This is a genomic window from Colwellia sp. BRX8-9, from assembly GCF_014077245.1.
Taxonomy (GTDB): domain Bacteria; phylum Pseudomonadota; class Gammaproteobacteria; order Enterobacterales; family Alteromonadaceae; genus Colwellia_A.
In genome coordinates this window covers 40,365-64,196 of sequence record NZ_JACGVN010000016.1, presented here as the reverse complement: position 1 = coordinate 64,196, position 23,832 = coordinate 40,365, and the positions used below count along the sequence as shown (strand labels likewise).

Genomic DNA, 23,832 nt, shown 5'->3' with positions numbered 1-23,832 from the left:
TTGATAGTTATTGAATAAACGACAATCTCAATAAATAAGAGCATTAATATAATGACAGGTAAACAGATCAATTTAGTTCAGCAAAGTTGGCAAAAAATACTGACACTTTCACCCAATGTTGGCGATTTGTTTTATCAACAATTATTTGTATTACGACCGGAATTAGCAGCATTATTAAAAAATGATAAGCAAGATAAAATCCGGGCTAATAAAGACTTTATCTGTTTATTAAGCCATGAAATAAATTTATTACAGCCAATTGAACTGACTAAAGAAAAAATTAATACATCAGTCACTATTAATGATGTTAAAAATTATCAAGCAGATGTTGAAAATGCCTTGTTGCTAGCATTAACAATGATACTAGATAAAGAGTTAAAAATTGCGCTCAAAAGAGCTTGGATCTCGACAATTAAACGTTTAGTAGGAAGCATTGTTATTGAGTTAGTGCTTAATTCTATAAAAATAAAAGATAACATTCAATCGATAGGGAAGAATACTACCATGGGTAAAGATACCGAAATTTCAGTTGAGCAGGCTAAAGAATTGCAATTTGCAGACATGTTAGCTCAGATAGAAGCACTGAATAAAGTTCAAGCGCTAATTGAGTTTAATATGGACGGTACTATTATTACCGCCAATGAAAACTTCTTATCGACCTTAGGTTATAGCTTAGAAGAAGTGCAAGGTAAGCATCACAGTATGTTTGTCGAACATAGTTTTAAAATAAGTGAAGAATATCAAAATTTTTGGGAAAGCTTGAATCGTGGTGAGTTTGAATCAAAAACTTATAAACGCATTGCTAAAGGCGGCAGAGAAGTTTGGATACAGGCGTCTTATACCCCTATTCTTAATACAGAGGGTGTTCCTTATAAAGTGATGAAATTTGCAACGGACATTACTGAACAAAAATTAGCCAACGCAAACTTTTTAGGTCAGATCGAAGCGATAAGTAAAGCGCAAGCTGTGATTGAATTTAATATGGACGGCACAATTATCACCGCGAATGAAAACTTTTTATCAACGCTCGGCTATACCCTAGAAGAAGTAAAAGGCCAGCATCACAGCATGTTTATTGAGCCAGAGCTCAAAGGGAGTGTTGAATATAAACTCTTTTGGGAAAGCTTAAATCGCGGTGAATACGACTCAAAAGAATATAAACGCATCGGTAAAGGTGGTAAAGAAGTTTGGATACAAGCTTCTTACAATCCTATATTAGACTTAAATGATAAACCTTTTAAAGTGGTGAAATTCGCCTCAGATGTCACCAAACAAAAATTAATAAGTGCTGATTATTCTGGACAAATTGCCGCGATAAGCAAATCTCAAGCGGTGATTGAATTTAATATGGACGGTACTATTATTACCGCCAATGACAATTTTTTATCGGCGTTAGGTTATACACTTAGTGAAATACAGGGGCAACACCATAGCTTATTTGTTGAGCCTGCTCATAAGTCGACTATTGAATATCAACAATTTTGGCAAAAACTGAATCGCGGTGAATTCGACAGTGGCGAATATTTACGCATAGGCAAAGGCGGAAAAGAAGTTTGGATTCAAGCGTCTTACAACCCTATTTTAGATTTAAATGGCAAGACCATGAAAGTCGTTAAATATGCCGCAGATATCACCGGAAGAAAGCAAGCTATTGCTCAAATTAAAGAAACGTTAATGACCTTATCCGACGGTGATTTAACGCAATACATTGAAACAGAGTTGGTAGGTGAATTTAATATTATTGGCACTTCTATTAATGAATTTATTGATGTATTGAGTAATATGGTTGGTGATATTCGCAGCGCGTCAACCAATGTTTTTGATTCGGCTCGTGAACTTGCTGAAGGAAACAATGAACTTAGCCACAGAACAGAATCTCAAGCCTCTAGCCTTGAAGAAACAGCTTCTGCTATGGAAGAACTAACCAGTACTGTGCAGCAAAATGCAGAGAATGCATCTGAAGCGAGTAAGTTGTCAGCTTCGGTCATGGACAAAGCAACTAATGGTGGCGCAGTAGTAAAAAATGCTATCACGGCGATGAGTGATATTAATAAGTCGAGTAAAAAAATAGCTGACATTATTAGTGTTATTGATGAAATTGCCTTTCAAACCAACTTGTTGGCCTTAAATGCTGCAGTTGAAGCGGCAAGAGCGGGTGAACAAGGTCGTGGTTTTGCGGTGGTTGCTGCAGAAGTTCGCAACTTAGCGCAACGTTCAGCCGGTGCCGCTAAAGAGATTAAAGGTTTAATAAACGACAGTGTTGAAGCGGTAGGTCAAGGGACTAAGTTAGTTGATGAAACCGGTCAAACTTTTACTGAATTGGTTAATGCTATTGAAGAAGTCAGTAAAATGATCAGCGATATTGACAGTGCGGGTAAAGAGCAATCGGCCGGTATTGGCGAAGTCAGTGCAGCCGTTAGCCAAATGGACGAAATGACTCAACAAAATGCTGCATTAGTCGAAGAAGCGGCAGCGTCGAGTAAGTCAATGGAAGAACAGTCACAAGCACTCCTTGATCAAGTTGCCTTCTTTAATAATGGCGAAGATGATGAACAAGAGATTCAAACCCCCGTTCGTCGCTCACAACAAACAAGTAGAAGACCAGCAAGTAGACAGCCTGCAAGTAGACAACCAACCAGACCAGCGCCCAGAGCAAGGGTGACTAGAACCAAAACTGAATCTGATCAAGAGTGGGAAGAGTTCTAGGGCATACTATTAATGACAGAGCGTGATAAAGCGTTTCAATTAAGTGGCGATAACTTTGATTATCTTTGTCAATTTGTTTATGACACAGCTGGTATTGTACTCAATGCCAGTAAAAAAGAGATGGTGTACCGTCGTCTTACTCGTATTATTCGTGAGCGTAAACTTCCCTCCTTTACGGCTTATTGCAACTTATTAAAGGCAGATACAGAAAAAGAGCAAGATTACTTTATCAATGCGATTACCACGAATTTAACCAGTTTTTTTCGTGAGCAACATCATTTTGATTATATGACGCAAGATGAACTACCTAAGTTACTCGGTAATCGCCTATCGCATGATAAACGTCTGAGAATTTGGTCGTCTGCAAGCTCCACTGGAGAAGAACCTTACAGTATTGCTATTACGGTGCTCGAAGCAATGAAAAGCCAATTAAGTCAATGGGATGTAAAAATATTAGCAACAGATATTGACAGTAATGTGTTAGCTGTTGCTAAAGAAGGGACTTATGATGAACGCCGCATAGAAGATGTTCCCAGGAAGTTTAAGGAAAAATATTTTACCAAAGGCATTGGCATTAACGAAAGTAAAGTAAAGGTAGGTAAACAGTTACAAGCACTTATTACCTTTAAAAAATTGAATCTATTACATGAATGGCCAATGAAAGGGCCATTTGACATCATTTTTTGTCGAAATGTGATTATATATTTTGACAAAAAAACGCAGCAAGAATTATTTGCCCGGTATTATGAAATGTTAGCACCAGGCGGTTTGCTTATTTTAGGGCATAGTGAAAATTTAGGTCAATATCAACAACATTTTGAAAGTGTCGGACGTACCATTTTTAGAAAAGCATTTTAGCCGTTCTATAATAAGTGAACAAATAATCATGGTTTTAAATCGACAAGATAATATTTATGTTAAGCAATGCTTAAAACAATGTTTAGCAGAGTTTGCCCATATAAATCATTACTGGGATGCAAAAAGACAACAAGTTATCGCTAAAATTCTTCCGGGTGAGTTTTATATGACTCGAGAAAATGTTGCTATAGCGACCACGTTAGGGTCTTGTATTTCAGCCTGTATTTGGGATGAACATAGCGGAATAGGTGGCATGAATCATTTTATGCTACCGCTAACCGATAAAGAAGCCCATGAAGTTGATTGGGGACAACGTGGTATGGCATCTGATGCAACGCGTTATGGTAACTTTGCAATGGAACACCTCATTAATATGATATTGAAAAATGGTGGTCGAAAAGTAAATTTACGCGCTAAGGTATTTGGTGGCGGTAAAGTCTTAAAACATATGTCTGATATTGGCGAAAGAAATATTAGCTTTGTGATGAAATATCTTGCAGATGAAGGGATACCCGTTGAAGGTTCAGATTTAGGTTCTTTTTTTCCTCGCAAAATTTTGTTTGAACCGCTAAGTGGCCGAGCTTTTGTTAAAACGATTGATAATTTACATAATGATACTATTGCGCGCCGTGAAAGTGCTTACAGAAACCGTATAGACCAAACACCTGTAGAAGGTGATGTGGAATTATTTTAGTGATTATTAAAATCCATATAAACCAAGCACATGCTGAGCTTGTGACGTAGAATTATTTTATTGATAACAATTAACCAATGAAAGTGTTGAATATTAAAACCGTATAGACCAAACACCTGTAGAGGGTGATGTAGAATTATTTTAGCGATAATAATCAACCGATGAAAGTGTTGAATAGTAAAACCGTATAGACCAAACACCTGTAGAAGGTGAAGTAGAATTTTCTTAGCGCTATTTATTAGCCACTATCGAGCTTAGGATGTTATTTATATGAAGCCAATTAAAGTATTAATTATTGACGATTCCTCGGTTATCCGAGCGGTTGTTAATGAGGTTTTAAAAGATGATCCTGAAATTGAAGTAGTTGGCGAAGCTAAAGACCCTATGATCGCTCGAGAGCAAATCAAAAAGCTAAATCCTGACGTACTGACTTTAGATATTGAAATGCCAAAGATGGATGGTATTACCTTTTTGAAAAACTTAATGCGACTGCATCCTATGCCGGTAGTGATGCTATCAACATTAACGACTAAAGGGGCTGATATCACCCTACAAGCTTTAGAAATAGGAGCTGTTGATTTTATTGCAAAACCTAGTTTTGAAGCCTTGATTGCTAATAAGTCTACCTTTCAAGAGACTTTATTGAGAAAAATAAAATTTGCCGCAACGGTTGATAATAAAAATTTTCGACTTAACAGCACGTTATCAAAACCTCTAGCGACTGGTCTACTACCCTTTAAAGGTTGCCAGCGCTCGAATCATTTAGTGGCTATTGGCGCTTCAACAGGAGGCACTGAAGCAATTAAAGCGATTATTACCGCTTTGCCAAGTAATTCTCCAGCTGTGGTTATCACCTTACATATTCCAAAAACATTCAGTGCGAGATATGCACAACGGATGAACGAAATTTGTGCCGTTGATGTGCAAGAAGCAAGGCATGGCCAAAAGATTAAAGCGGGTAATGTTTATATTGCGCCAGGTAATCTTCATCTAAAAGTAGAAAGTAAAGGTGGAGCACTTTTTTGTATTTTAGAAGACTCACCTGATGTTAACCGCCACAAGCCTGCCGTTGACATTTTGTTTAATTCCTTACTACCACTTGCTAACAATGTTCAAGCGGTATTATTAACCGGCATGGGACAAGATGGAGCCAAAGGTTTATTAAATTTAAAAAATGCTGGCGCTATGACTATTATCCAAGATAAGGCAAGTAGTTTAATTTGGGGTATGCCAGGCAGTGCTCATGCATTAAATGCTCAGGTAAAAGAGTGCTCATTAGTTAATATACCTAAGGAAATTTTAGCTCATGCTGCACTGGCTCGACAGAGTAAAAAAGAGGTGTTTTATGAAAAATAAAGCCATGCTGTTATTAAAGACTGGGCTGGTGATTGTTGGCGTAATACTGATGGACCTTTTATTTTTTCAACTGAGTTACTTATCAATTACGCTGACATTATTACTGTCGTTTGTCTTGATTATCTTATATAAAAATAATCATGCTTTGCTAACATTATCTAGTGCAAGTGATGTTGAGGGGCGCAATGGGCTTAATGTAAACAACAATGAAAAAGAAATAAAAATAACCCTGACAAAAATTGTTAGCTTACTTAGCCAGCAAATAGCCATCGTTGATACAGAAGTTGACCGGGCCAGTATCTTAATTCAAGAGGCTACGACTGGGATTGCAGATAGTTTCAAGTCTTTAAAAAGCTTAACGGATGAACAACAAGTCATGCTTAATGTTGCTATTGGTAATCATCGAGGTGCTGTTGATGAAAACGGTACCACGATAGAGTCTTTTGTTCACGACTCCAGTGAGACTTTAGATGATTTTTTACAGGTGATTATGACCACTAGCAAGCAAAGTTTAGCCGCCGTGTCATTTAGCGATGAAATGAGTAAACAGCTCGACGGTATTTTTAGCTTATTGGGACAAGTAGAAAGTTTAGCGAGCCAAACTAATTTATTAGCCCTTAATGCCGCTATAGAAGCAGCGAGAGCCGGAGATGCCGGTAGAGGTTTTGCTGTAGTGGCCAATGAAGTCAGGGCGTTATCAGTTAATTCTACCGAGCTCAATGATAATATTCGTGAAGAAATATCATTGGCACAAATTATCATTGAAAAGCTAAGAAACTCAATTCAAGTTATGGCTTCAGCTGATATGACCGCAACACTTGAGGCTAAAAGTCGAGTCAGTCTTATGGTTGAGCATGTGGGTGAATCTTCTTCACAAACCAATGCCATTGTTGAAGAGCTTGCTGGATTATCACCAAAAATTGCTGAAACAGTCGCTACAGGCATTCGCTCGCTACAATTTGAAGACTTAACGTGTCAAGCCCTTGCAACCCTTAAACATAATACTGAAACTATTACGGCTCTCAATCAAGTTTTAATGGAATTTGAAATCAATAATAGTAATACTCCACAAGCATTACAAAAATTACAGCATCAATGTCAATCGCTTATCGAACAATCTCATCATCAAAATGAGCAGCGCAGCGTATCTCAGTCATCTATGGATGAGGGTGTTGTTGAGTTGTTTTAATTATAAATTATTAGGAACGACTATGAATGTTATAAAGCAAGTATCAGAAGATAAAAAAAATATAGAAATTAGTATTGAAGGTCGGTTTGATTTCTCACTGCATCAACACTTTCGAGATGCCTATATTAACTGTAAAGAAAAAAACTCGATGTTTACTATCTGTTTATCAAAAGCGACTTATATGGATAGCTCTGCTTTAGGCATGATTTTATTACTTAAAGATCATGCTGAAAACTATTCAGGAAAAGTTGTGATTAGTAAGCCAAGCGATTCAGTGAATAAAATTTTAGAAATCGCGCAATTTCACCGTTTACTCACCATAGAATTATAGGTTATAGCCGTGTTAGCTGGAAAAAATGATGTTAAATTAGCTTTAGTTGTTGACGACTCTGCCATGCAATGCAAAGTCTTAAGCGTCTTATTAAAAGAGCAAGGTTATCGTGTTTTTACAGCTAATGATGGTGCTCGTGGCGTGGCAATGTATGTTAAATATAAGCCTGACTTAGTGTTAATGGACATTAATATGCCCATTATGAACGGCTATGAAGCAGCAAGAGAAATTAAAAGTTTATCGCAAGATAATAGCTTGTGCCCACTGATTTTTATTACCAGTATGGATACAGATGAAGCCTTTATTGAGTGTGTTGATGCTGGCGGTGACGGTATATTGGTCAGGCCGTTTTCACCCAAAGTTTTTAAAGCTAAAATAAAGTCAATCCAACGAATCAGTGATTTATACGCACAAGTTAAGATTTTACAACAAGAACAACAAAAAGATGCCGAGCTTGCTGAACAGTTAATGTCGGGCGTTATTGAGGCAAGAAACTTCTCGCTTGACCGCATTGGCATTATTAAAAAACCCGCCGCGTTATTTAGTGGTGATATACAACTAACGGCTTTATCTCCTAATGGTGACGTTAATGTTATGTTGGGAGATTTTACTGGCCATGGACTGCGTTCATCTATTGGTGCTATTCCCTTAGCGGAAACCTTTAGAGCAATGACCAAAAAAGGTTTTTTGTTATTTGAAATTATTAATCAAATTAATCATCAACTTTATGATTTACTGCCTGCAGATTTATTTCTTGCGGCGGGGTTTGCCAGTATCTCTAGCCATGATAAATCTGTTTATGTTTTTAATGCGGGCTTACCCGATGCTTACTTGTTTTCTGAACAAGGAAAAATAAAACATCAAATATCGTCAAGTCACCCACCAATAGGTGTGCTTCCAAAGCTTTTACCCGATAGTAAATTAACCGTATTTGGTATTGAAGAAACCGATCGGATGATCTTAATCAGTGATGGTATTGTCGAGGCGAGAAATGAACACGGGGAAATGTTTGATTTTGACCGATTCGAACAGGCGGCAAAGCATGGCGTAATCACGCATAAGGTTAGTGAATGTGTGCTTAACGCGGTTAATGACTTTTGCCAAGCTATGCCACAAGAAGATGATATTTCATTGATTGACATTCCTTGCGGAGGTTGGGAGCACGTGCTGGTCGCCAGTCATGGCATTACCAATATTTCAGCTAAGCAACTTGACGATATCTATTTGGCAACAGAGCCAGCATGGCACTGGCAACTAACCTTAAGTGGTAAGCGCTTAGCCTCTATAAACCCAATTCCTATGGCTATGAATCAAATAAATGATATAGAAGGTCATGCAGAGCATTGGCAAAGTTTATACAGCATACTCACTGAGTTATTTATTAATTCACTTGACCATGGTGTCTTAGGCTTAAGCTCTAAGTTAAAAGCCAGTGCAGATGGTTTCTCTCAATATTATAAAGAACGAGAATTGCGTTTGAAAAATTTAGCGCATGGCTTTATCGAATTACAAATATGCCATTACCCCTTTCCAAATGGCGGTCGAATTATGATTAAAATACAAGATAGTGGGCAAGGATTTGATATAAAAAAATACTATGAGCAACGAGTGAACAAGCCAGCAAATAAACTCGAGCTTAGCGGTCGTGGTATTGAGTTAGTTGAGCAGCTGTGTGACAGCTTAGACTTCCAAGATAATGGTAATGTTGTCGAAGCATCATATGTTTGGGCATCGTAAACATCAATATTTTAATTTATGGCCCATGTAATAAGGCATTAATGTGAACATTTTAGTTGTGGATGATAATAAGTTTATCAGAGAAGTTGTTAGTGCGATGATCATTGACAGCGGCCATATTGCCGTCGTTGCTAATGGTCATGTGCAGGCGATGGCAGCATTAAAGAAAGAAAACATTGATTTAGTGCTTATGGATATAGAAATGCCCGAGGTTGACGGTTTTGCGCTAACAAAAATGATAAGAAAAGAATACCCCAAATGGTTCCCTATTATCTTTCTTAGCTCCAACGACAGCGAAGAGTATTTAACTCAAGGTATTGATGCGGGTGCTGACGATTACTTAACAAAGCCGATAAAACAAGTGATTTTGAGCGCAAAATTAAGAGCGATGGAACGTATTACCAAAATGAAAGGAGCGCTTGAACGCGCCAATAAACAACTAGAAATACTCAGTAGTATTGACCCGCTAACGCAGATACTTAACCGAAGAGGGTTAGAAGAAGTCCTCGCTAGTGCTTGGCAAATTAATGAGCGACAACAAGGGGAATTATCAATATTGATGATAGATATTGACTTTTTTAAGCCTTATAACGATAACTATGGTCACCCACAAGGCGATAAGTGTTTAGTTCAGGTTGCTAATACGCTTAATGAAACGCTTAATCGAGCCACTGACTCATTAGCTCGTTATGGGGGAGAGGAATTTATTGTTGTGTTGCCTTTTACGCCAGTCGAGGGCGCTAGATTTAAAGCAAAAGAATTAAGCTTAGCGCTATTAAGCCAAAAAATAAAACACGAATATTCATCAATATTTCCTTATGTGACGGTAAGTATTGGTATTGCAACAACAAGCGCTGCCGATCACGTATCCAATGCAAGTGAATTAATAAAACAAGCTGATATCGCTTTATATCAAGCAAAAGACCAAGGGCGTAATCGTTCTAGTGTTTTTCAAAAAAGTGCTTAACAACTGCCTTTACTAAGGTTGAAATCTCATAAAAAAAGGAATTATTATGCCTAAACCCCGTTTGTTAATTATTGATGATGACAAAGATTACCTTGAACTGCTTCATGAAGCATTAACCGAAAGTTTTGAAGTAACGTGCGCGACTAATATTAAAGATGCGGATAAGTTAGTCAGCGACAATCAACTTTTTGACATCGCCTTAGTTGATGAAAATATTGGCGAAGACAAAGGGTCACAATGGATAAAACGTAACGTTGAACAACATACCGTCGCAACCTCTTTTGTCTTGTATTCTGGCCTAGCCACCGAAGATGCTGTACTTAAAGGTTTAGAGTGTGGTGCCGATGATTTCCTTGCAAAACCTATTTCTTTATTAGCTTTGGATAAAAAGCTAAAAAAACTTATTTCTTATCAAGATAAAATTCATAGCTTTGAAACAGAAATTAGTTCAAAAGATCGAGTTATTAATATTTCAATGGCACAAGCGGCTAAATATGGCAGCTGTATGCAGCTAACATCTCGACTTAATCATTGTTTTACTTTAGAAAAAATTAGAGATGAAGTGTTTTCATTTCTTTATACAATGAACTTAGATGGCTGTATTGCTTTTTACCCGATCAATGAAAAATCACTTTTCTTTAGTTCTAAAAATGGCTTTTGTTCTCCGGTAGAAATCGATGTAATGAAACTGTTAAGGGTTAAACCTCGCTTATATCGCTTTAGTTCTAGAACTATTTTTAACCACCCACTGTGCTCAATCCTTATTTTAAATTTAGTAGATGGCGCTATTGATACTGATATATATATTGATGCACTCGCCTCTGTTATTGAATGCATCGGTGCTCGTATTGCTTTTATTACCTATAAAAATTCACTGGTGCAAGTACAAAGTAAAATTCAGCAAGCTGTTTCTACTACCAAAAATATGATTGCCATATCTAAGCACCATCAACAGGAAGTGATGAATGAGATAGTCACTAACATAGGTATGAGCTTCCATGTCCTAGAGATGTCAGATGAACAAGAACAATATCTGACCAACTTGGTTCATGGTGCTTTAAAAAAACACTCACAAGATGATATAAATTTTCTTGAAGTTACCGATTTACTTGATGGCGCCTTAGCCAGTGTTGATGAACTTGAAGTCCTTAATCAACAACAAGAAGAGGAAGTAGTTGATTTTGATGATGAAGATGAACTATTTTGAACGCTACCTCTAACGATTTAACGGTATCGATCAATAGTATTCCTTTTTCGGTTATTCAATTAGATCATCAAGGGATTATTACCGGTTGTAATCGTTGGGCAGAAAGTTTTTCTGGTTATTGTTTAGCAGAAATTAAAGGGCAACCGCTAGAAATGCTCTTGCCCAAGGAATTTGCTAATTCGCATCTAAAGTTTTGTCATAACTTCCAACGTGGATCAGGTGTTAGAGATGTTGTCTTATTGAGTAAATCAGATGAGATGCTCAATTGTACAATAAAAACAAGTGAAGTTGCTGGCGGTTATACCGTCTACCTTTCGGATTCATTGTTAAACGATAGCTCTGACGATAAAACGATTAATGAGCGGGAAAAGCTAGCAGAAAAAATAGAATCTGCAGCGTTATCAAAACACACCCATAAAATATTAAACACCATAGAAGAAGCTTTTTGGGAGTGGAATATTATTGAAGGAACGCTACTTTATTCCGCACAATTTATGGCTATGTTGGATTATTCTGCAGAAGCATTCTTAGGCCCACTTTCTTTTGGTCAAAAATGGTTAAAAGAAGAAGATTTAGCCCGCCTTAACCAAGAAGCCAAAGCGCATTGTCTTGGTGAAATACCCAGTATAAATTTAACGCTGTCAATGACTACAGAGCAAGGTGCTACGAAGTGGGTAACTGTTTTTGGTAAAATTATCGAATACAGGGCTGAGCGTGCTTATAAAATGTTTGGCTCAGTTAAAGATATCACCGCGCAACATCAATTAGTCGAAAAGCTAAAAGAAAGAAATAATTATCTGTTGCTAGCGGAAAGTTTAAATAAATCAGGGCATTGGCGTCTAGATTGTATTGATAATACCTTATATTGGTCAACTGAGCTTTATAAAATTCATGGTGTAGACGCCACTAATTACCAACCAAAGGTAGTTTCGGCCTTAGACTTTTACCTGGTAGAAGAACAGGTTAAGGTACGAAATTATTTAGATAATGCCATTGTCAATAAACAAGGCTTCTACTTTAAAAGTGCTATAAGAAATAAACAGGGCAATAAAGTGAAAGTGGAGTGTTTTGGTGAGGTTGAACTCAATACTGCGGGTGACGTTGTTGGTGTTTTCGGCGTATTTAAAGATATTAGCCAATCAGAAACTATTTTTGAAAAATTAAAACTGCTCGCTATGGTCAATTATACAATAAAGGTACCGGTTTTCTTTATTGATGACAAAGATAATGTCGTTTATCAAGATCTAACACCAAAAACTGCCCACAGTAGCGCCGTGCTTTTTAATTATATTAATTTCAGTATTACCGACTATCTTGCGTTTAAACGAAAAGCAAAAAAGTGTGGTCAACTTAAAGAAACTCATATTAGTTTTGATCAATACAATAGTGTTTTTGATTTATCGGTAACCTATGAAGCCGATGAAGGAATATTTATTTGGATTGTTGAAAACGTTACTGAGCAATTTCGTAAAGACCAACAACAACTTATTAGTAATCGACTCGCTTTACTGGGTAATACTTTTGGCAATGTTTCACATGACATCAATAATGTACTGGGCGTCGCTTTAGGCGCTACCGAAATGTTAGAGATTAAGTTCGCCCAAGGTGAACGTGATATTTCAAGGTATATTGAGCGGGTCAAGAATGCGATAGATAAAGGTAAAAGCGTTACCGAGCGTTTATTAGCTTTTACGCGTAAACCTACCATCAAAGTGGTTCGGTTTGACCCGATACAGGATATTATTGATAACCAATATCTTTTTAAGCAATTGTTACTTCCTACCATAGACTTTAGCATTCATACCAATGAACTATGCTGTAAAATAAAGTTTCCTCAAGGTGAATTTATTAATATATTGCTTAACTTAGTGTTAAATTCTCAGGATGCGATCCGCGAAAGAGGCTTAATTGGACAGATAGAAATATCAGCCAACATTAATGATCAGCAAAATTTAGAAATTCATGTCAAAGATAGTGGTGTGGGTATTGAGCAAGGTAATTTGACTAAAGTGTTTGATCCCTTTTACAGCAGTAAATCAGTTAATAAGGGCAACGGTATTGGATTAGCTAATGTTTATAGCACAATATATAAGCATAATGGTCATATACGAGTTTCAGGACATGGCAGTTTGGGTGGGGCGCACTTTACCTTAGTCTTTAAGTGCCAGATTTTAAAAAATCCCCCGAAAAAAAGTCCCTTAACGCTTAAAAGCCAATTAAATATAAAGGGAAAGCGCGTACTTATTTTAGATGATGAGATAAGTATTGCTGAGTTTGTTTCCTTGTATTTAGAAAACGAAGGCGTTAAAACTGAACATACCAACAATAAAATGGGTTTAATGAACATTTTAGCGACTGAGCAACCTTTTGATATTTTTATTACCGATATGATATTACCCGATATTTCAGGTCGAGAGGCTGTGGAATTAGTGAAAGCAAAGTTTCCTAATATTCGAATCTTTTCAATTAGTGGTTATATTGCTGAGGAAGATAAACAATGGCATTACCCCGTTTTAAGAAAACCGTTTAATTCAAAAGAATTGGCAAATTTTTTAATTGAAAATAATTAAATTGCAGCTCGAATATTTCTAATGATTGTTAGCCGCTTAGCAAGTAATTGTGACTAATTTAGTGATATTTTATCAGTAAATGCTCTGTAATATCCTAAGGTTTAGTTATCAGTGTTATTGTTGTTGATCTACCACAATTGCATATAAGCGTTGGTTCTAGTATGTTATTTGATAGCCAATTGAATATTTAGCCTTTTCTCAAAAATATTGTTTCAGACTCTATTTTTATCGGCGTATGAATAGATTCACCAAAAGAGAAGTAGCACTTATCAAAAACAATCATTTACAAGATAATAATGGCGCATCTAAAGAACATCATCATACTGCGCAGCCATTAACTAAAGCCAGTAAAAGCTTCTCTATCGGAAAAGTTTTTAGCTCATTAGCTTTTAAAATTCCATTTGCTGGCTTTTCTTTATCACTCCTTATTGCTTTTGCGGTTGGCACTGTATTTTATATTGAAAGCCAGCAGTTGGTTAAAGAGCAGGCGTTTGATGAACTCAATATTAAAAGTAAAATTGTAAAACCATTAATAGCCTATTTCTATCGAGAAAGTGCCAACGACTCAATCTTCCTCAGTAAGACCGCGTCAATACAAGGTGTTATGGAGTCTATCAAATCTGATGATGAACAAAACCTGTTATGGCGGAAAAAATTACAGGGGATATTCAAAGAATTTATCAAAAACCAACCTATTTATAAAAATATAAGTTATTTAACAACAGAGAAACATGTTCGCAGTATTGTCAGTGTTGACCATGAAAATGACCAAGTGAAGGTCATTCCTTTTGAGCAATCTAGTCAAAATATAGCGCTTGATTCATTAAAAGCGGCATTATTAGTTAAAAAAGGTGAAGTGTATTTTTCAGAGATATATTATCAAAAAAATACTCAGGGCAAGCCTTTACAGAGTTCTTTATTTATCGCTACCCCTATTTATACGGCTGATAACGAACTTTTTGGCTCAATAACAATAGAAGTTGATTTTTCTTTATTTATTGAACGGCTTAAGGAAAATGCTTTAGAAAAAGTTACTTTTTATCTTGCTAATTCAGCGGGTGATTTTATTTATTTTCCAGCCGATCAAAAAGTTGATAAAAACAATATCAAGGTGATTGAAAAGTTTCCGTCGCTGAGTGTTATTTTTTCCTCAATACTCACTAGCGATAAGCTAGTGCAAGATAAAGAGATAGATGTTGATAATAAATTAGCCTATTACTCTACTGTTCAGTTTGCCGAATTTGGCCAAGTAAATCCATTACACTTAGTTATTGAAAATAAAAGTAATATTTATTTGCAATCATTAGAAAGTATGAAAAACCGGGCAATATTATTTAGCTTTATCTTAGCCATATTAAGTCTAGTGTTTTGTATTATGGCGTCTAAGCGGATAACACGTGCTTTGTTGTTGATGACTAAAGGTGTTGCCCAATTTGAAGAGCAGGGTGTTATCGGTAAGTTACCGGTGCAAGAAAATGATGAAATTGGCGCTTTAGCAAGAAGTTTTCAAAATTTATTAATGCAAATAGAGCAAAAGTCGATTGTCCAAAAAAGTGAAACAATACGTGCAGAAGATGCGTTAGCAAAGCTTTATTCTATTTTAAACTCAATTGCTGATGGTGTTATAAATATTGACGGGAAAGGTAATATTCTCGCTTTTAATCATGCGGCTGAAAAAATATTTGGCTATCAAACCAATGAGGTCCTTGGTAAAAACGCACTATTTCTAGTGCCCGTAGATAATACTATTAACCCAGTGGACGAATTTAAATGTTTTTTACAACATACTTCAAGTGAAGTAAAAGGCCGCACCCTTGAACTGACAGCATTAAGAAAAAATGGCGAAAAGTTCTTTATGCATTTAAGTGTCAGTAAAATAAATATTTCTGGTGATGTTGTTTTTACCGGATTAATACGTGATATCACTGAAAACAAGTTGTTGGCAGCAGAAAGTATCCGCAGTATTGAAGAAGCTAAAGATATGGCATGGCGTTTAAACTTTGCCTTGTCAGCCCCAAGAATAGGCGTTTGGGACTATGATATTCAAACAGGGCTAAGTCTTTGGGACAGTCGAATGTATGAATTGTTTGGTTATGATAAAGATTCAACAGTACCTACAGAAAAAATTTGGCGAACTGCTATACACATAGACGATCTTAAATTTGTCGAAGAACAATTTATCCGTGAAGTTAAGAAAGGCATAGTAATTAATTTTGAATATCGTATCACTTTGCCTGATGGAACTATTCGATATATTGAAACACATAGTCAAATGGTTAATCATAAAGATCAAAAAAACTTCAGAGTGGTGGGAACTCATCGTGATATAACCGAGCAAAAAAACTTAGGTACTTTAAAACAGGACGCTTTAGATATGGCAGAGCACGCTCTGTTGCTGCGCTCGCAGTTTCTTGCAAGTATGAGTCATGAAATACGTACCCCGATGAATGGCGTCTTAGGGATGTTAGGTTTACTTCAGCAAAGTAATATCGATAAACAACAAGCTCATCATTTGCAATTAGCCAGTTCAAGTGCTCAATCTTTATTATCTTTGATTAATGATATTTTGGACTTTTCAAAAATAGAGGCAGGAAAACTAGAACTTGAAATACTTGATTTTGATATTCGAAGTCAGCTTGGCGACTTTGCTGAGTCGATGGCGATAAAAGCGCAGGAAAAAGGCTTGGAATTGATACTGGATGTTTGCGGTGTTGAACAATCTTTAGTTAAGGGTGACCCTAGTCGTTTACGGCAAATACTGTCAAATTTAGTCAGTAATTCAATAAAATTTACCGAGACCGGTGAAGTACTCATTAAAGCCTCGATTAAGAAACATCAACATCAGTTGCAATTAACATGCAGCATATCAGATACGGGTATTGGTATTCCTGAAAATAAAATGATTACATTGTTTGATTCTTTTACCCAAGTAGACGCCTCTACTACACGAAAATATGGAGGTACAGGCTTAGGTTTGGCCATTGTTAAACAATTAGCCCAACTGATGTCAGGGGATATTAGCGTAACAAGTGCCGAAGGTCAGGGCAGTGTGTTTACTTTTACCATACTACTTAACGAAAGTGATAATTCTCAAATAGTCATGCCTCAGGTAGACATAAAAGGTAAGCAAATACTAATAGTTGATGATAATGCGACAAATTTGGCGGTATTAAAAGGACAGTTAGCTATTTGGGGGGCAGAGGTTACGCAAGCAAAGGATGGCGCTTGTGCTATCGAGCAGGTTGATAATCACCCGGTTGATTTTTTTGATGCGGCAATTCTTGATATGCAAATGCCTGGCATGGACGGCGTTACTTTAGGTGAGCGCTTGAAGGGTCATCGACATACACAAAAAACTAAACTTATTATGATGACGTCGATGAGTGATAGAGGAGATGCTAACTTTTTTGAACAACTCGGCTTTTCTGCGTATTTCCCCAAGCCAGCAACAACCGCAGATTTATTTGCTACGTTAAGTCTTGTTTTAGACGAAGAAGGCACTTTGAATGTCAATAAACCCTTTGTTACCCAACATAACGTGCATAAGTTAAAACATTCAAATGCTAATCGCGTCATTGCCAAAAAAACCCGCATCTTATTGGTTGAAGATAACCGTATTAACCAAGTGGTCATTTTAGGTGTACTAGCCAATATTGGTTTGTCAGCTGATGTTGCTGGTAATGGTATCGAAGCCCTGGCTGCTTTAGATTCTTCACCAGACGATTCTCCCTACCAAATCATTATTATGGACTGTCAAATGCCTGAAATGGACGGCTACGATGCAACAAAAGCAATAAGGGCAGGAAAGGCTGGTGTTGTTCATCGTAACATTCCAATTATTGCCATGACTGCCAATGCGATGAAAGGTGATAAAGAAAAATGTTTAGCGGCAGGCATGAGTGATTACGCGACTAAACCGGTAGATACCGATATTTTACTTAAAAAAATATCGGCATGGGTTGGGCTAGATAGCTTTGAAACCGTGTCTGATGATAACAGTAACGAGATTGTAGAGCCCCTAACCCAGACTAGCCATGGTGATAACTCCAAAAGTAGTCATTCAAAGACAAATGAAGATATCATTTGGGATAAAACAGGTTTTTTAAAGCGTATTAGAAATAATGACAAATTAAGTAAACAGCTTATCAGTTTATTTATTGAGGATATGCCTGCGCTTAAAAATGAGTTAGCTATCGCTATGGAAAATAAATTATTTGATGATATTATAGCTTTAGCACATAAAGTTAGTGGTTCGTCAAAAAATTTAGGTGGCATTAATCTTGGAAAATTAACGCGACAAATTGAACAATCGGCTAGAATAAAAAATAGCGTTGAATTGTTATCGCTTCAAAATGATTTATCAAGGGAATATGATTTGTTAATTAATATCTTACAAAAACACCTAACAGCTAAAGATGACGAATAAGCCTTCCAATGGGAATAAACTATGAATACAAAGAAAAAATATAACATTCTCGCTGTTGATGACGCTAAAGACACGCTCATGCTATTAGAGTTTGATTTAGGTGAAGAAGGTTATAATGTGTTTACCGCCGAATCTGGAGAAAAAGCCTTAGAGGTTTTAGAAGAGCAAGCGATAGACCTCATTTTATTAGATATGTATATGCCGGGTATCTCAGGCTTAGAGATGTTACACAAATTAAAAAATCATCCTATTATTTTCAATACGCCGGTCATTATGTTATCGGCTTCAGATGATGAAGATCAAATTGTTGCTGCTCTAGAATTTGGCGCAGATGACTACGTAACTAAACCTTATATTCCGAAAGTGTTATTGGCTAGAATACGAACCTCGCTGCGGCTTTTAGAGAAAACTTTAGAGCTAGAGTCTCTAGCTAATACAGACTTCTTAACCGGTATTCGTAACAGAGGCGCTTTTGAAGACTTAGCGGGTAAAGCGATTAGCCAAGCAAAACGCACTAATAAACCACTTGCTGTGGCAATGCTCGATATAGATTTTTTTAAAGCGGTTAACGATAATTATGGTCATGATACCGGTGATAAAGTCCTAGTTGAATTTGCTGATATCATCTGCGATTGTTTTCGAGATAATGATATTATTGGTCGAGTTGGTGGCGAAGAATTTGCGATATGTATGGCAAATACCTCTGCAGAGAATGCGCTTGTTGCCTGCGAACGCTTAAGAGAAAGAGTAGAACATAGTAAAATATATATTGATGATACTAATGATGAAAAGGTGTCTGTAACAGTCAGTATTGGCTTATCATTAGGCAAGGGCGATGAGATGAACTTAGAAGGCTTATTAAAAGAAGCGGATCTTAGCCTATATGAAGCAAAGCACAGTGGTAGAAATAAAGTGAAGGTGCATCAAGAATCAAATACGGTTGCCGCTGAGGGTATTATCGATGAGTTACCGGTGACCAGTGAAGACGAATATCCAGGTATTGATGCTGAAATAGGTATTGGTAATGTGCTTGGAGATGAAGATCTTTTTGCTGAAATACTGGTGATGTTTTATGAAGACCATTCAAAAGACAGTGAAAAGATTCAACAAGCGATCAGTACTGATGATCAAACTGCTTGTAAACACTTAGTACATACCTTAAAAGGTGTTTCTTGCTCAGTAGGAGCTATGCAACTGTTTGAATTGACTAAAGCGCTAGATGAAGCGGTAAGTGTCGAAGATACTGCGCGTTATCAACAATTGTATCAACCGGTTGCCGCAGAGTTAACTAAGGTTTTAGGCGGTATAGAAGTTAGGTTAAGCGCGCAATTATAAATATAAGACTAATAGATGTTGATGATGAGTGACGGGTATATTTGTCGCTCAACATCTATACACGTTGATTCTCCAATCTTTAAAGACCCGTTAATAATGCTAGTATTAAGTTATTCAACGATAAGTTTGATGTCACTCTTTGGCACACAACAGCAAGAGAGCACTTCTCCATCGCCAATAAAAGCGAGTGGCTCTCCTTGAGGGTAGCTAATTTCGCCTTCAACTAAGGTTACTCGACACGCCCCACAAAAACCGTCACGACAATGATAATGCACTTCCACATTAGCCTTTTCTAAACACTCTAGTAAACTTTTATCGTTGGCTTGAAAGGTAATGGTTTTATTATCGACAAAAATACGATGAGCTTTCTTACTTTCAGACAATTTTTGCGGGCACATAGCCATATCATTAGCACTTTTCATTTAAAAAGGCTTAAACGCAAAATGTGCTAATGATGTGATAAGAAAGCATGATAATCGCTTCTTTATCTGGAGGTTAAAACCATTAAAGGTCAAAGCCATCAAAATCATCACTTGATACAGAAGAGTCGACTTGACCAACTAAGTAACTCGATATCTCTGTTTCTTGTGGAGCGACCTGAACATTGTCTGATACTAAGTAAGCATTCATCCATGGTAATGGGTTACTTTTTATATCAAAGGGTGCATCAAAACCAATAGCCGTTAAGCGTTGATTACTAATGTACTCAATATATTGATTTAATATTGCCGCATTCAAGCCAATCATTGAACCGTCTTTGAATAGGTACTGAGCCCATTCTTTTTCTTGTTCAACAACATCAAGAAATATCTGTAATCCTTGCTCTTTCATTTCTTGAGAAATGATTTTCATTTCAGGATCATCTCTACCGGATAACCAGTTATTTAAAATATGTTGAGTACCGGTTAAATGCAAAGCTTCATCTCGAGCAATAAGCTTAATAATTTTTGCGTTACCTTCTAATAACTCACGCTCGGCAAAAGCAAATGAACAGGCAAAGCTGACATAAAAGCGAATGGCTTCTAAAGCGTTGACCGAACAAACAGCCAAGTATAAGCGCTCTTTAAGCTTGCGAGTTGATACTTCAATCATTTCACCATCGACTTCATAGGTACCGTCACCTTGTGACTGGAGTAGTTGTGTGGTGATGATCACGGCATCAAAGTATTTAGAAATACTGGATGCACGCTTTAAAATAGCTGGGTTAACAACGATGTCGTCAAATATTTCACTTGGATCTGAAAACAAGTTTCTCAAAATATGCGTGTAAGAGCGAGAATGAATGGTTTCACTGAAAGCCCAGGTTTCTATCCAAGTTTCTACTTCTGGTAATGAAACCAGCGGTAAAAACATCGCATTCACCGAGCGTGCTGCCATAGAATCAAGCAAAGTTTGATATTTTAGGTTGGAAATGAAAATATGCTTTTCTGAAGGCGTTAAACTTTGCCAATCAGATCTGTCTTTTGATACATCAATTTCTTCAGGACGCCAAAAAAACGATAACTGTTTTTCAATAAGTTTTTCAAAGGCGATAAAACGTTGTTGGTCATATCGTGAGACATTGACACTGTTACCTAAAAACATTGGCTCGAGTAGCGCATTATTAGGAACTTGATTAAACGTGGTGTAGGACATCTATTACTCCTTGATAACACGCATGAAAGTCACAGCCTGTTATCGAAATTTTGTTTTTAAAAATTATAGGTATGACTGATTATGCTGAAAGCTCCATTGTTAAAAAACAATGAAGCTTTTTTTTGTGCGCACAATTAAATTTTACATGCGCCGCCTTCACAGTCTTCTTCTTCTAATCCGAGCATATTCTCAGACGCACCATCACGGGTGTTATGGTAATACATGGTTTTAACGCCTAATTTATAAGCGGTTAAAATATCCTTTAAGATTTGCTTCACCGGTACTTTTCCGCCTTCAAAGCGTGCAGGGTCGTAGTTAGTATTTGCAGAGATGGTTTGGTCAATAAACTTCTGCATGATACCCACTAGCTGCAAGTAACCTTCGTTATTTGGAATATTCCAAAGTAACTCATAGTTACCCTTTAATCTTTGATATTCAGGTACAACCTGTTTTAAAACACCATCTTTACTAGCCTTTATACTGATTAAACCTCTTGGTGGTTCAATTCCATTTGTAGCATTTGAAATTTGTGATGAAGTTTCAGATGGCATTAACGCGGAAACCGTTGAATTTCTTACGCCATGTGTCTTGATACTCTCTCGCAAAGTTTCCCAGTCAAGATGAAGGGGTTCACCGGTAATGTCGTCAATGGTCTTTTTATAAGTATCAATCGGTAAAATACCTTGTGATAAACGTGTCTCATTAAATTTAGGACAAGCGCCTTTTTCTTTTGCTAATTCATTTGATGCTTTCAATAAATTAAATTGAATGGCTTCAAAGGTACGGTGAGTTAAATTGTTAGCACTGCCATTTGAATAATACACGCCGTTTTTAGCTAAGTAATAAGCATAGTTTATTACGCCTATACCTAATGTTCTTCTGCCTATAGTGGCATTGTAAGCAGCTGGCATCGGGTAGTTTTGATAATCAAGTAAACTATCAAGCGCTCGAACTGCAAGGTCTGATAAACCTTCTAATTCATCTAAGCTTTCTATTGCGCCTAAGTTAAAGGCTGACAAAGTACAAAGGGCAATTTCGCCATTTGGATCATTAATATCATTCATTGGTTGTGTCGGTAGCGCAATCTCTAAACACAAATTACTTTGGCGAATTGGTGCTTGTTTCGGATCGAATGGGCTGTGCGTATTACAGTGATCAACATTCTGTAAATAAATTCGACCTGTGCTGGCACGCTCTTGAGCAAATAAGGTGAATAACTCAATAGCTTTAATGCATTTTTTACGAATTGAATCATCCGCTTCATATTTTACATACAAGGCTTCAAATTTCTCTTGGTCTTCAAAAAAAGCATCATAAAGGCCAGGAACATCGCTCGGGCTAAAGAGAGTAATAGACTCTCCTTTAATTAAGCGTGTGTACATAAGCTTATTGAATTGCACGCCATAATCTAAATGACGGACACGATTTTCTTCAACACCTCGGTTATTTTTAAGGACCAGTAAGCTTTCAACTTCTAAATGCCAAAGTGGGTAGAATAACGTTGCTGCGCCGCCTCGAACTCCCCCTTGTGAACAACTTTTAACAGCCGTTTGAAAATGCTTGAAAAACGGAATACAACCGGTATGAAAGGCTTCACCATTACGTATCGAACTACCTAAAGCGCGAATACGGCCAGCATTGATGCCAATGCCTGCTCGTTGTGAAACATATTTAACAATAGAGCTAGAAGCCGCGTTTATTGAGTCTAAACTGTCACCACATTCAATTAATACACAAGATGAAAATTGACGAGTAGGCGTACGTACCCCTGCCATAATAGGTGTAGGTAACGATATTTTGAAGGTTGAAATCGCGTGATAAAAACCTTCAACATATTTTAAACGTGTTTCAACAGGATATTTAGCAAATAAACAAGCGGCCACTAAGATATATAAAAACTGAGCACTTTCGTAAATTTCACCCGTTACCCGGTTTTGGACAAGGTATTTACCTTCTAATTGTTTGACTGCGGCGTAACTAAAGTCTAAATCGCGAGGATGAACAAGAAATTTTTCCATTTGTTCAAACTCTGCTTCGCTGTAATCAGCTAGAAGATGTTCATCATATTTACCATTTTCTACCATACTAACAACATGGGTAAATAATTTAGGCGGCTCAAATTGGCCGTAGGCTTTTTTACGTAGATGAAAAATAGCCAAACGTGCTGATAAATACTGATAATCAGGTGTCTCTTCTGAAATAAGATCAGCGGCGGCTTTAATGATAGTTTCATGAATGTCAGCAGTCTTGATACCGTCGTAGAATTGAATATGAGATTTCAACTCAACTTGTGACACCGAAACGTTATCAAGGCCTTCAGCAGCCCAAGTGATAACTTGATGAATTTTTTCTAAATCGATGAGTTCTTTTTTGCCGTTACGCTTACTTACAAAAAGATTATTAGTCATGAAGAGCCTGTCATTTATTAATTATGCTGGTCGCTTTATTTACCTAACGTTGTCAACTAAAGAAAACGTTAAGTGAACACTTATCAGTATTATATTTCCCTAAAATGTAAATTAGCACAAAAAAACATCTGAACAACAAATACACTATATATAGGGGTTTTCTAAAAACTGATCACAAGATAATGAGGTTTTGCTGTTTTTGCAAGTGATAAAAAGCATAGTTTTTAATAACTTTCTTTAGAGTAAAAGTTCAGTTAGTAACGACTAACTTAGTAGTGCTTTTTATTTTTGATATTACAAAAACGCAACGTTTATTTTAATTAATTTTTGTGGGTAATTTATTTTTAAATAAAATTACCCGTTTATTGGTTGTTTTTGTCAGCTAAAACTTAATTTCTAATAAAAACAACATG

At 36.8% G+C, this 23,832-nt stretch carries 15 protein-coding genes; 12 read left to right on the top strand and 3 right to left on the bottom strand.

The annotated features are described in order from the left end of the window. Positions 1–51 precede the first annotated feature (51 nt). From H4J70_RS20925 to H4J70_RS13910, 12 genes are all read left to right on the top strand, one after another. On the top strand, positions 52–2,706 hold the full coding sequence (locus H4J70_RS20925) for a methyl-accepting chemotaxis protein (RefSeq protein ID WP_220470390.1): 2,655 nt from the start codon (positions 52–54) through the stop codon (positions 2,704–2,706). Positions 2,707–2,718: 12 nt separating this feature from the next. Then, complete coding sequence (locus H4J70_RS13960) at positions 2,719–3,564, top strand: protein-glutamate O-methyltransferase CheR (protein WP_182215798.1); 846 nt, start codon at positions 2,719–2,721, stop codon at positions 3,562–3,564. 28 nt (positions 3,565–3,592) lie between these two features. Beyond that, positions 3,593–4,258, top strand: coding sequence for a chemoreceptor glutamine deamidase CheD (gene cheD / locus H4J70_RS13955; protein ID WP_182215800.1), 666 nt, complete (start codon positions 3,593–3,595; stop codon positions 4,256–4,258). A gap of 270 nt (positions 4,259–4,528) precedes the next feature. Beyond that, positions 4,529–5,614, top strand: coding sequence for a chemotaxis response regulator protein-glutamate methylesterase (locus H4J70_RS13950; RefSeq protein WP_182230803.1), 1,086 nt, complete (start codon positions 4,529–4,531; stop codon positions 5,612–5,614). Then, positions 5,604–6,803, top strand: coding sequence for a methyl-accepting chemotaxis protein (locus H4J70_RS20920; protein WP_182215804.1), 1,200 nt, complete (start codon positions 5,604–5,606; stop codon positions 6,801–6,803). Before H4J70_RS13950 ends, H4J70_RS20920 begins: the two co-directional genes overlap by 11 nt. A 22-nt stretch (positions 6,804–6,825) precedes the next feature. Next, positions 6,826–7,134 (top strand): STAS domain-containing protein, encoded by a 309-nt coding sequence (locus H4J70_RS13940; RefSeq protein WP_182215806.1) that lies wholly within the window; start codon positions 6,826–6,828, stop codon positions 7,132–7,134. A 9-nt stretch (positions 7,135–7,143) separates the two neighbouring features. After that, positions 7,144–8,871 carry a SpoIIE family protein phosphatase gene (locus H4J70_RS13935; RefSeq protein ID WP_310733516.1) on the top strand — a complete coding sequence of 576 codons (1,728 nt, stop codon included), beginning with the start codon at positions 7,144–7,146 and terminating at the stop codon, positions 8,869–8,871. Positions 8,872–8,914: 43 nt separating this feature from the next. Further along, positions 8,915–9,838: a diguanylate cyclase gene (locus H4J70_RS20915; protein ID WP_182215808.1), complete on the top strand. Its 924-nt coding sequence runs from the start codon at positions 8,915–8,917 to the stop codon at positions 9,836–9,838. A gap of 46 nt (positions 9,839–9,884) precedes the next feature. Further along, positions 9,885–11,045, top strand: coding sequence for a response regulator (locus tag H4J70_RS13925; protein ID WP_182215810.1), 1,161 nt, complete (start codon positions 9,885–9,887; stop codon positions 11,043–11,045). Continuing rightward, positions 11,042–13,615 (top strand): ATP-binding protein, encoded by a 2,574-nt coding sequence (locus H4J70_RS13920; RefSeq protein ID WP_182215812.1) that lies wholly within the window; start codon positions 11,042–11,044, stop codon positions 13,613–13,615. Before H4J70_RS13925 ends, H4J70_RS13920 begins: the two co-directional genes overlap by 4 nt. Before the next feature lie 235 nt (positions 13,616–13,850). Continuing rightward, positions 13,851–18,041 carry a response regulator gene (locus tag H4J70_RS13915; RefSeq protein ID WP_182215814.1) on the top strand — a complete coding sequence of 1,397 codons (4,191 nt, stop codon included), beginning with the start codon at positions 13,851–13,853 and terminating at the stop codon, positions 18,039–18,041. Between the two features lie 21 nt (positions 18,042–18,062). Then, positions 18,063–19,376, top strand: a complete 1,314-nt coding sequence (locus tag H4J70_RS13910; RefSeq protein WP_182215816.1) for a diguanylate cyclase — start codon at positions 18,063–18,065, stop codon at positions 19,374–19,376. A 110-nt stretch (positions 19,377–19,486) separates the two neighbouring features. On the opposite strand, the gene yfaE is transcribed toward H4J70_RS13910, so the two are convergent. From yfaE to nrdA, 3 genes are all read right to left on the bottom strand, one after another. Further along, positions 19,487–19,798: a class I ribonucleotide reductase maintenance protein YfaE gene (gene yfaE, locus H4J70_RS13905; protein WP_259364623.1), complete on the bottom strand. Its 312-nt coding sequence runs from the start codon at positions 19,796–19,798 to the stop codon at positions 19,487–19,489. A gap of 82 nt (positions 19,799–19,880) precedes the next feature. Further along, positions 19,881–21,011, bottom strand: a complete 1,131-nt coding sequence (gene nrdB, locus H4J70_RS13900) for a class Ia ribonucleoside-diphosphate reductase subunit beta (RefSeq protein ID WP_182215818.1) — start codon at positions 21,009–21,011, stop codon at positions 19,881–19,883. Between the two features lie 134 nt (positions 21,012–21,145). After that, on the bottom strand, positions 21,146–23,419 hold the full coding sequence (gene nrdA, locus H4J70_RS13895; protein ID WP_182215820.1) for a class 1a ribonucleoside-diphosphate reductase subunit alpha: 2,274 nt from the start codon (positions 23,417–23,419) through the stop codon (positions 21,146–21,148). Positions 23,420–23,832: the final 413 nt, after the last annotated feature.

Excerpts from the sequence above, each read along its gene's own strand:
- H4J70_RS20925 (WP_220470390.1), top strand. The coding sequence starts at position 52 with ATGACAGGTAAACAGATCAATTTAGTTCAGCAAAGTTGGCAAAAAATA.
- H4J70_RS13960 (WP_182215798.1), top strand. The coding sequence starts at position 2,719 with ATGACAGAGCGTGATAAAGCGTTTCAATTAAGTGGCGATAACTTTGAT.
- cheD (WP_182215800.1), top strand. The coding sequence starts at position 3,593 with ATGGTTTTAAATCGACAAGATAATATTTATGTTAAGCAATGCTTAAAA.
- H4J70_RS13950 (WP_182230803.1), top strand. The coding sequence starts at position 4,529 with ATGAAGCCAATTAAAGTATTAATTATTGACGATTCCTCGGTTATCCGA.
- H4J70_RS20920 (WP_182215804.1), top strand. The coding sequence starts at position 5,604 with ATGAAAAATAAAGCCATGCTGTTATTAAAGACTGGGCTGGTGATTGTT.
- H4J70_RS13940 (WP_182215806.1), top strand. The coding sequence starts at position 6,826 with ATGAATGTTATAAAGCAAGTATCAGAAGATAAAAAAAATATAGAAATT.
- H4J70_RS13925 (WP_182215810.1), top strand. The coding sequence starts at position 9,885 with ATGCCTAAACCCCGTTTGTTAATTATTGATGATGACAAAGATTACCTT.
- H4J70_RS13915 (WP_182215814.1), top strand. The coding sequence starts at position 13,851 with ATGAATAGATTCACCAAAAGAGAAGTAGCACTTATCAAAAACAATCAT.
- H4J70_RS13910 (WP_182215816.1), top strand. The coding sequence starts at position 18,063 with ATGAATACAAAGAAAAAATATAACATTCTCGCTGTTGATGACGCTAAA.
- yfaE (WP_259364623.1), bottom strand. The coding sequence starts at position 19,798 with ATGAAAAGTGCTAATGATATGGCTATGTGCCCGCAAAAATTGTCTGAA.
- nrdB (WP_182215818.1), bottom strand. The coding sequence starts at position 21,011 with ATGTCCTACACCACGTTTAATCAAGTTCCTAATAATGCGCTACTCGAG.
- nrdA (WP_182215820.1), bottom strand. The coding sequence starts at position 23,419 with ATGACTAATAATCTTTTTGTAAGTAAGCGTAACGGCAAAAAAGAACTC.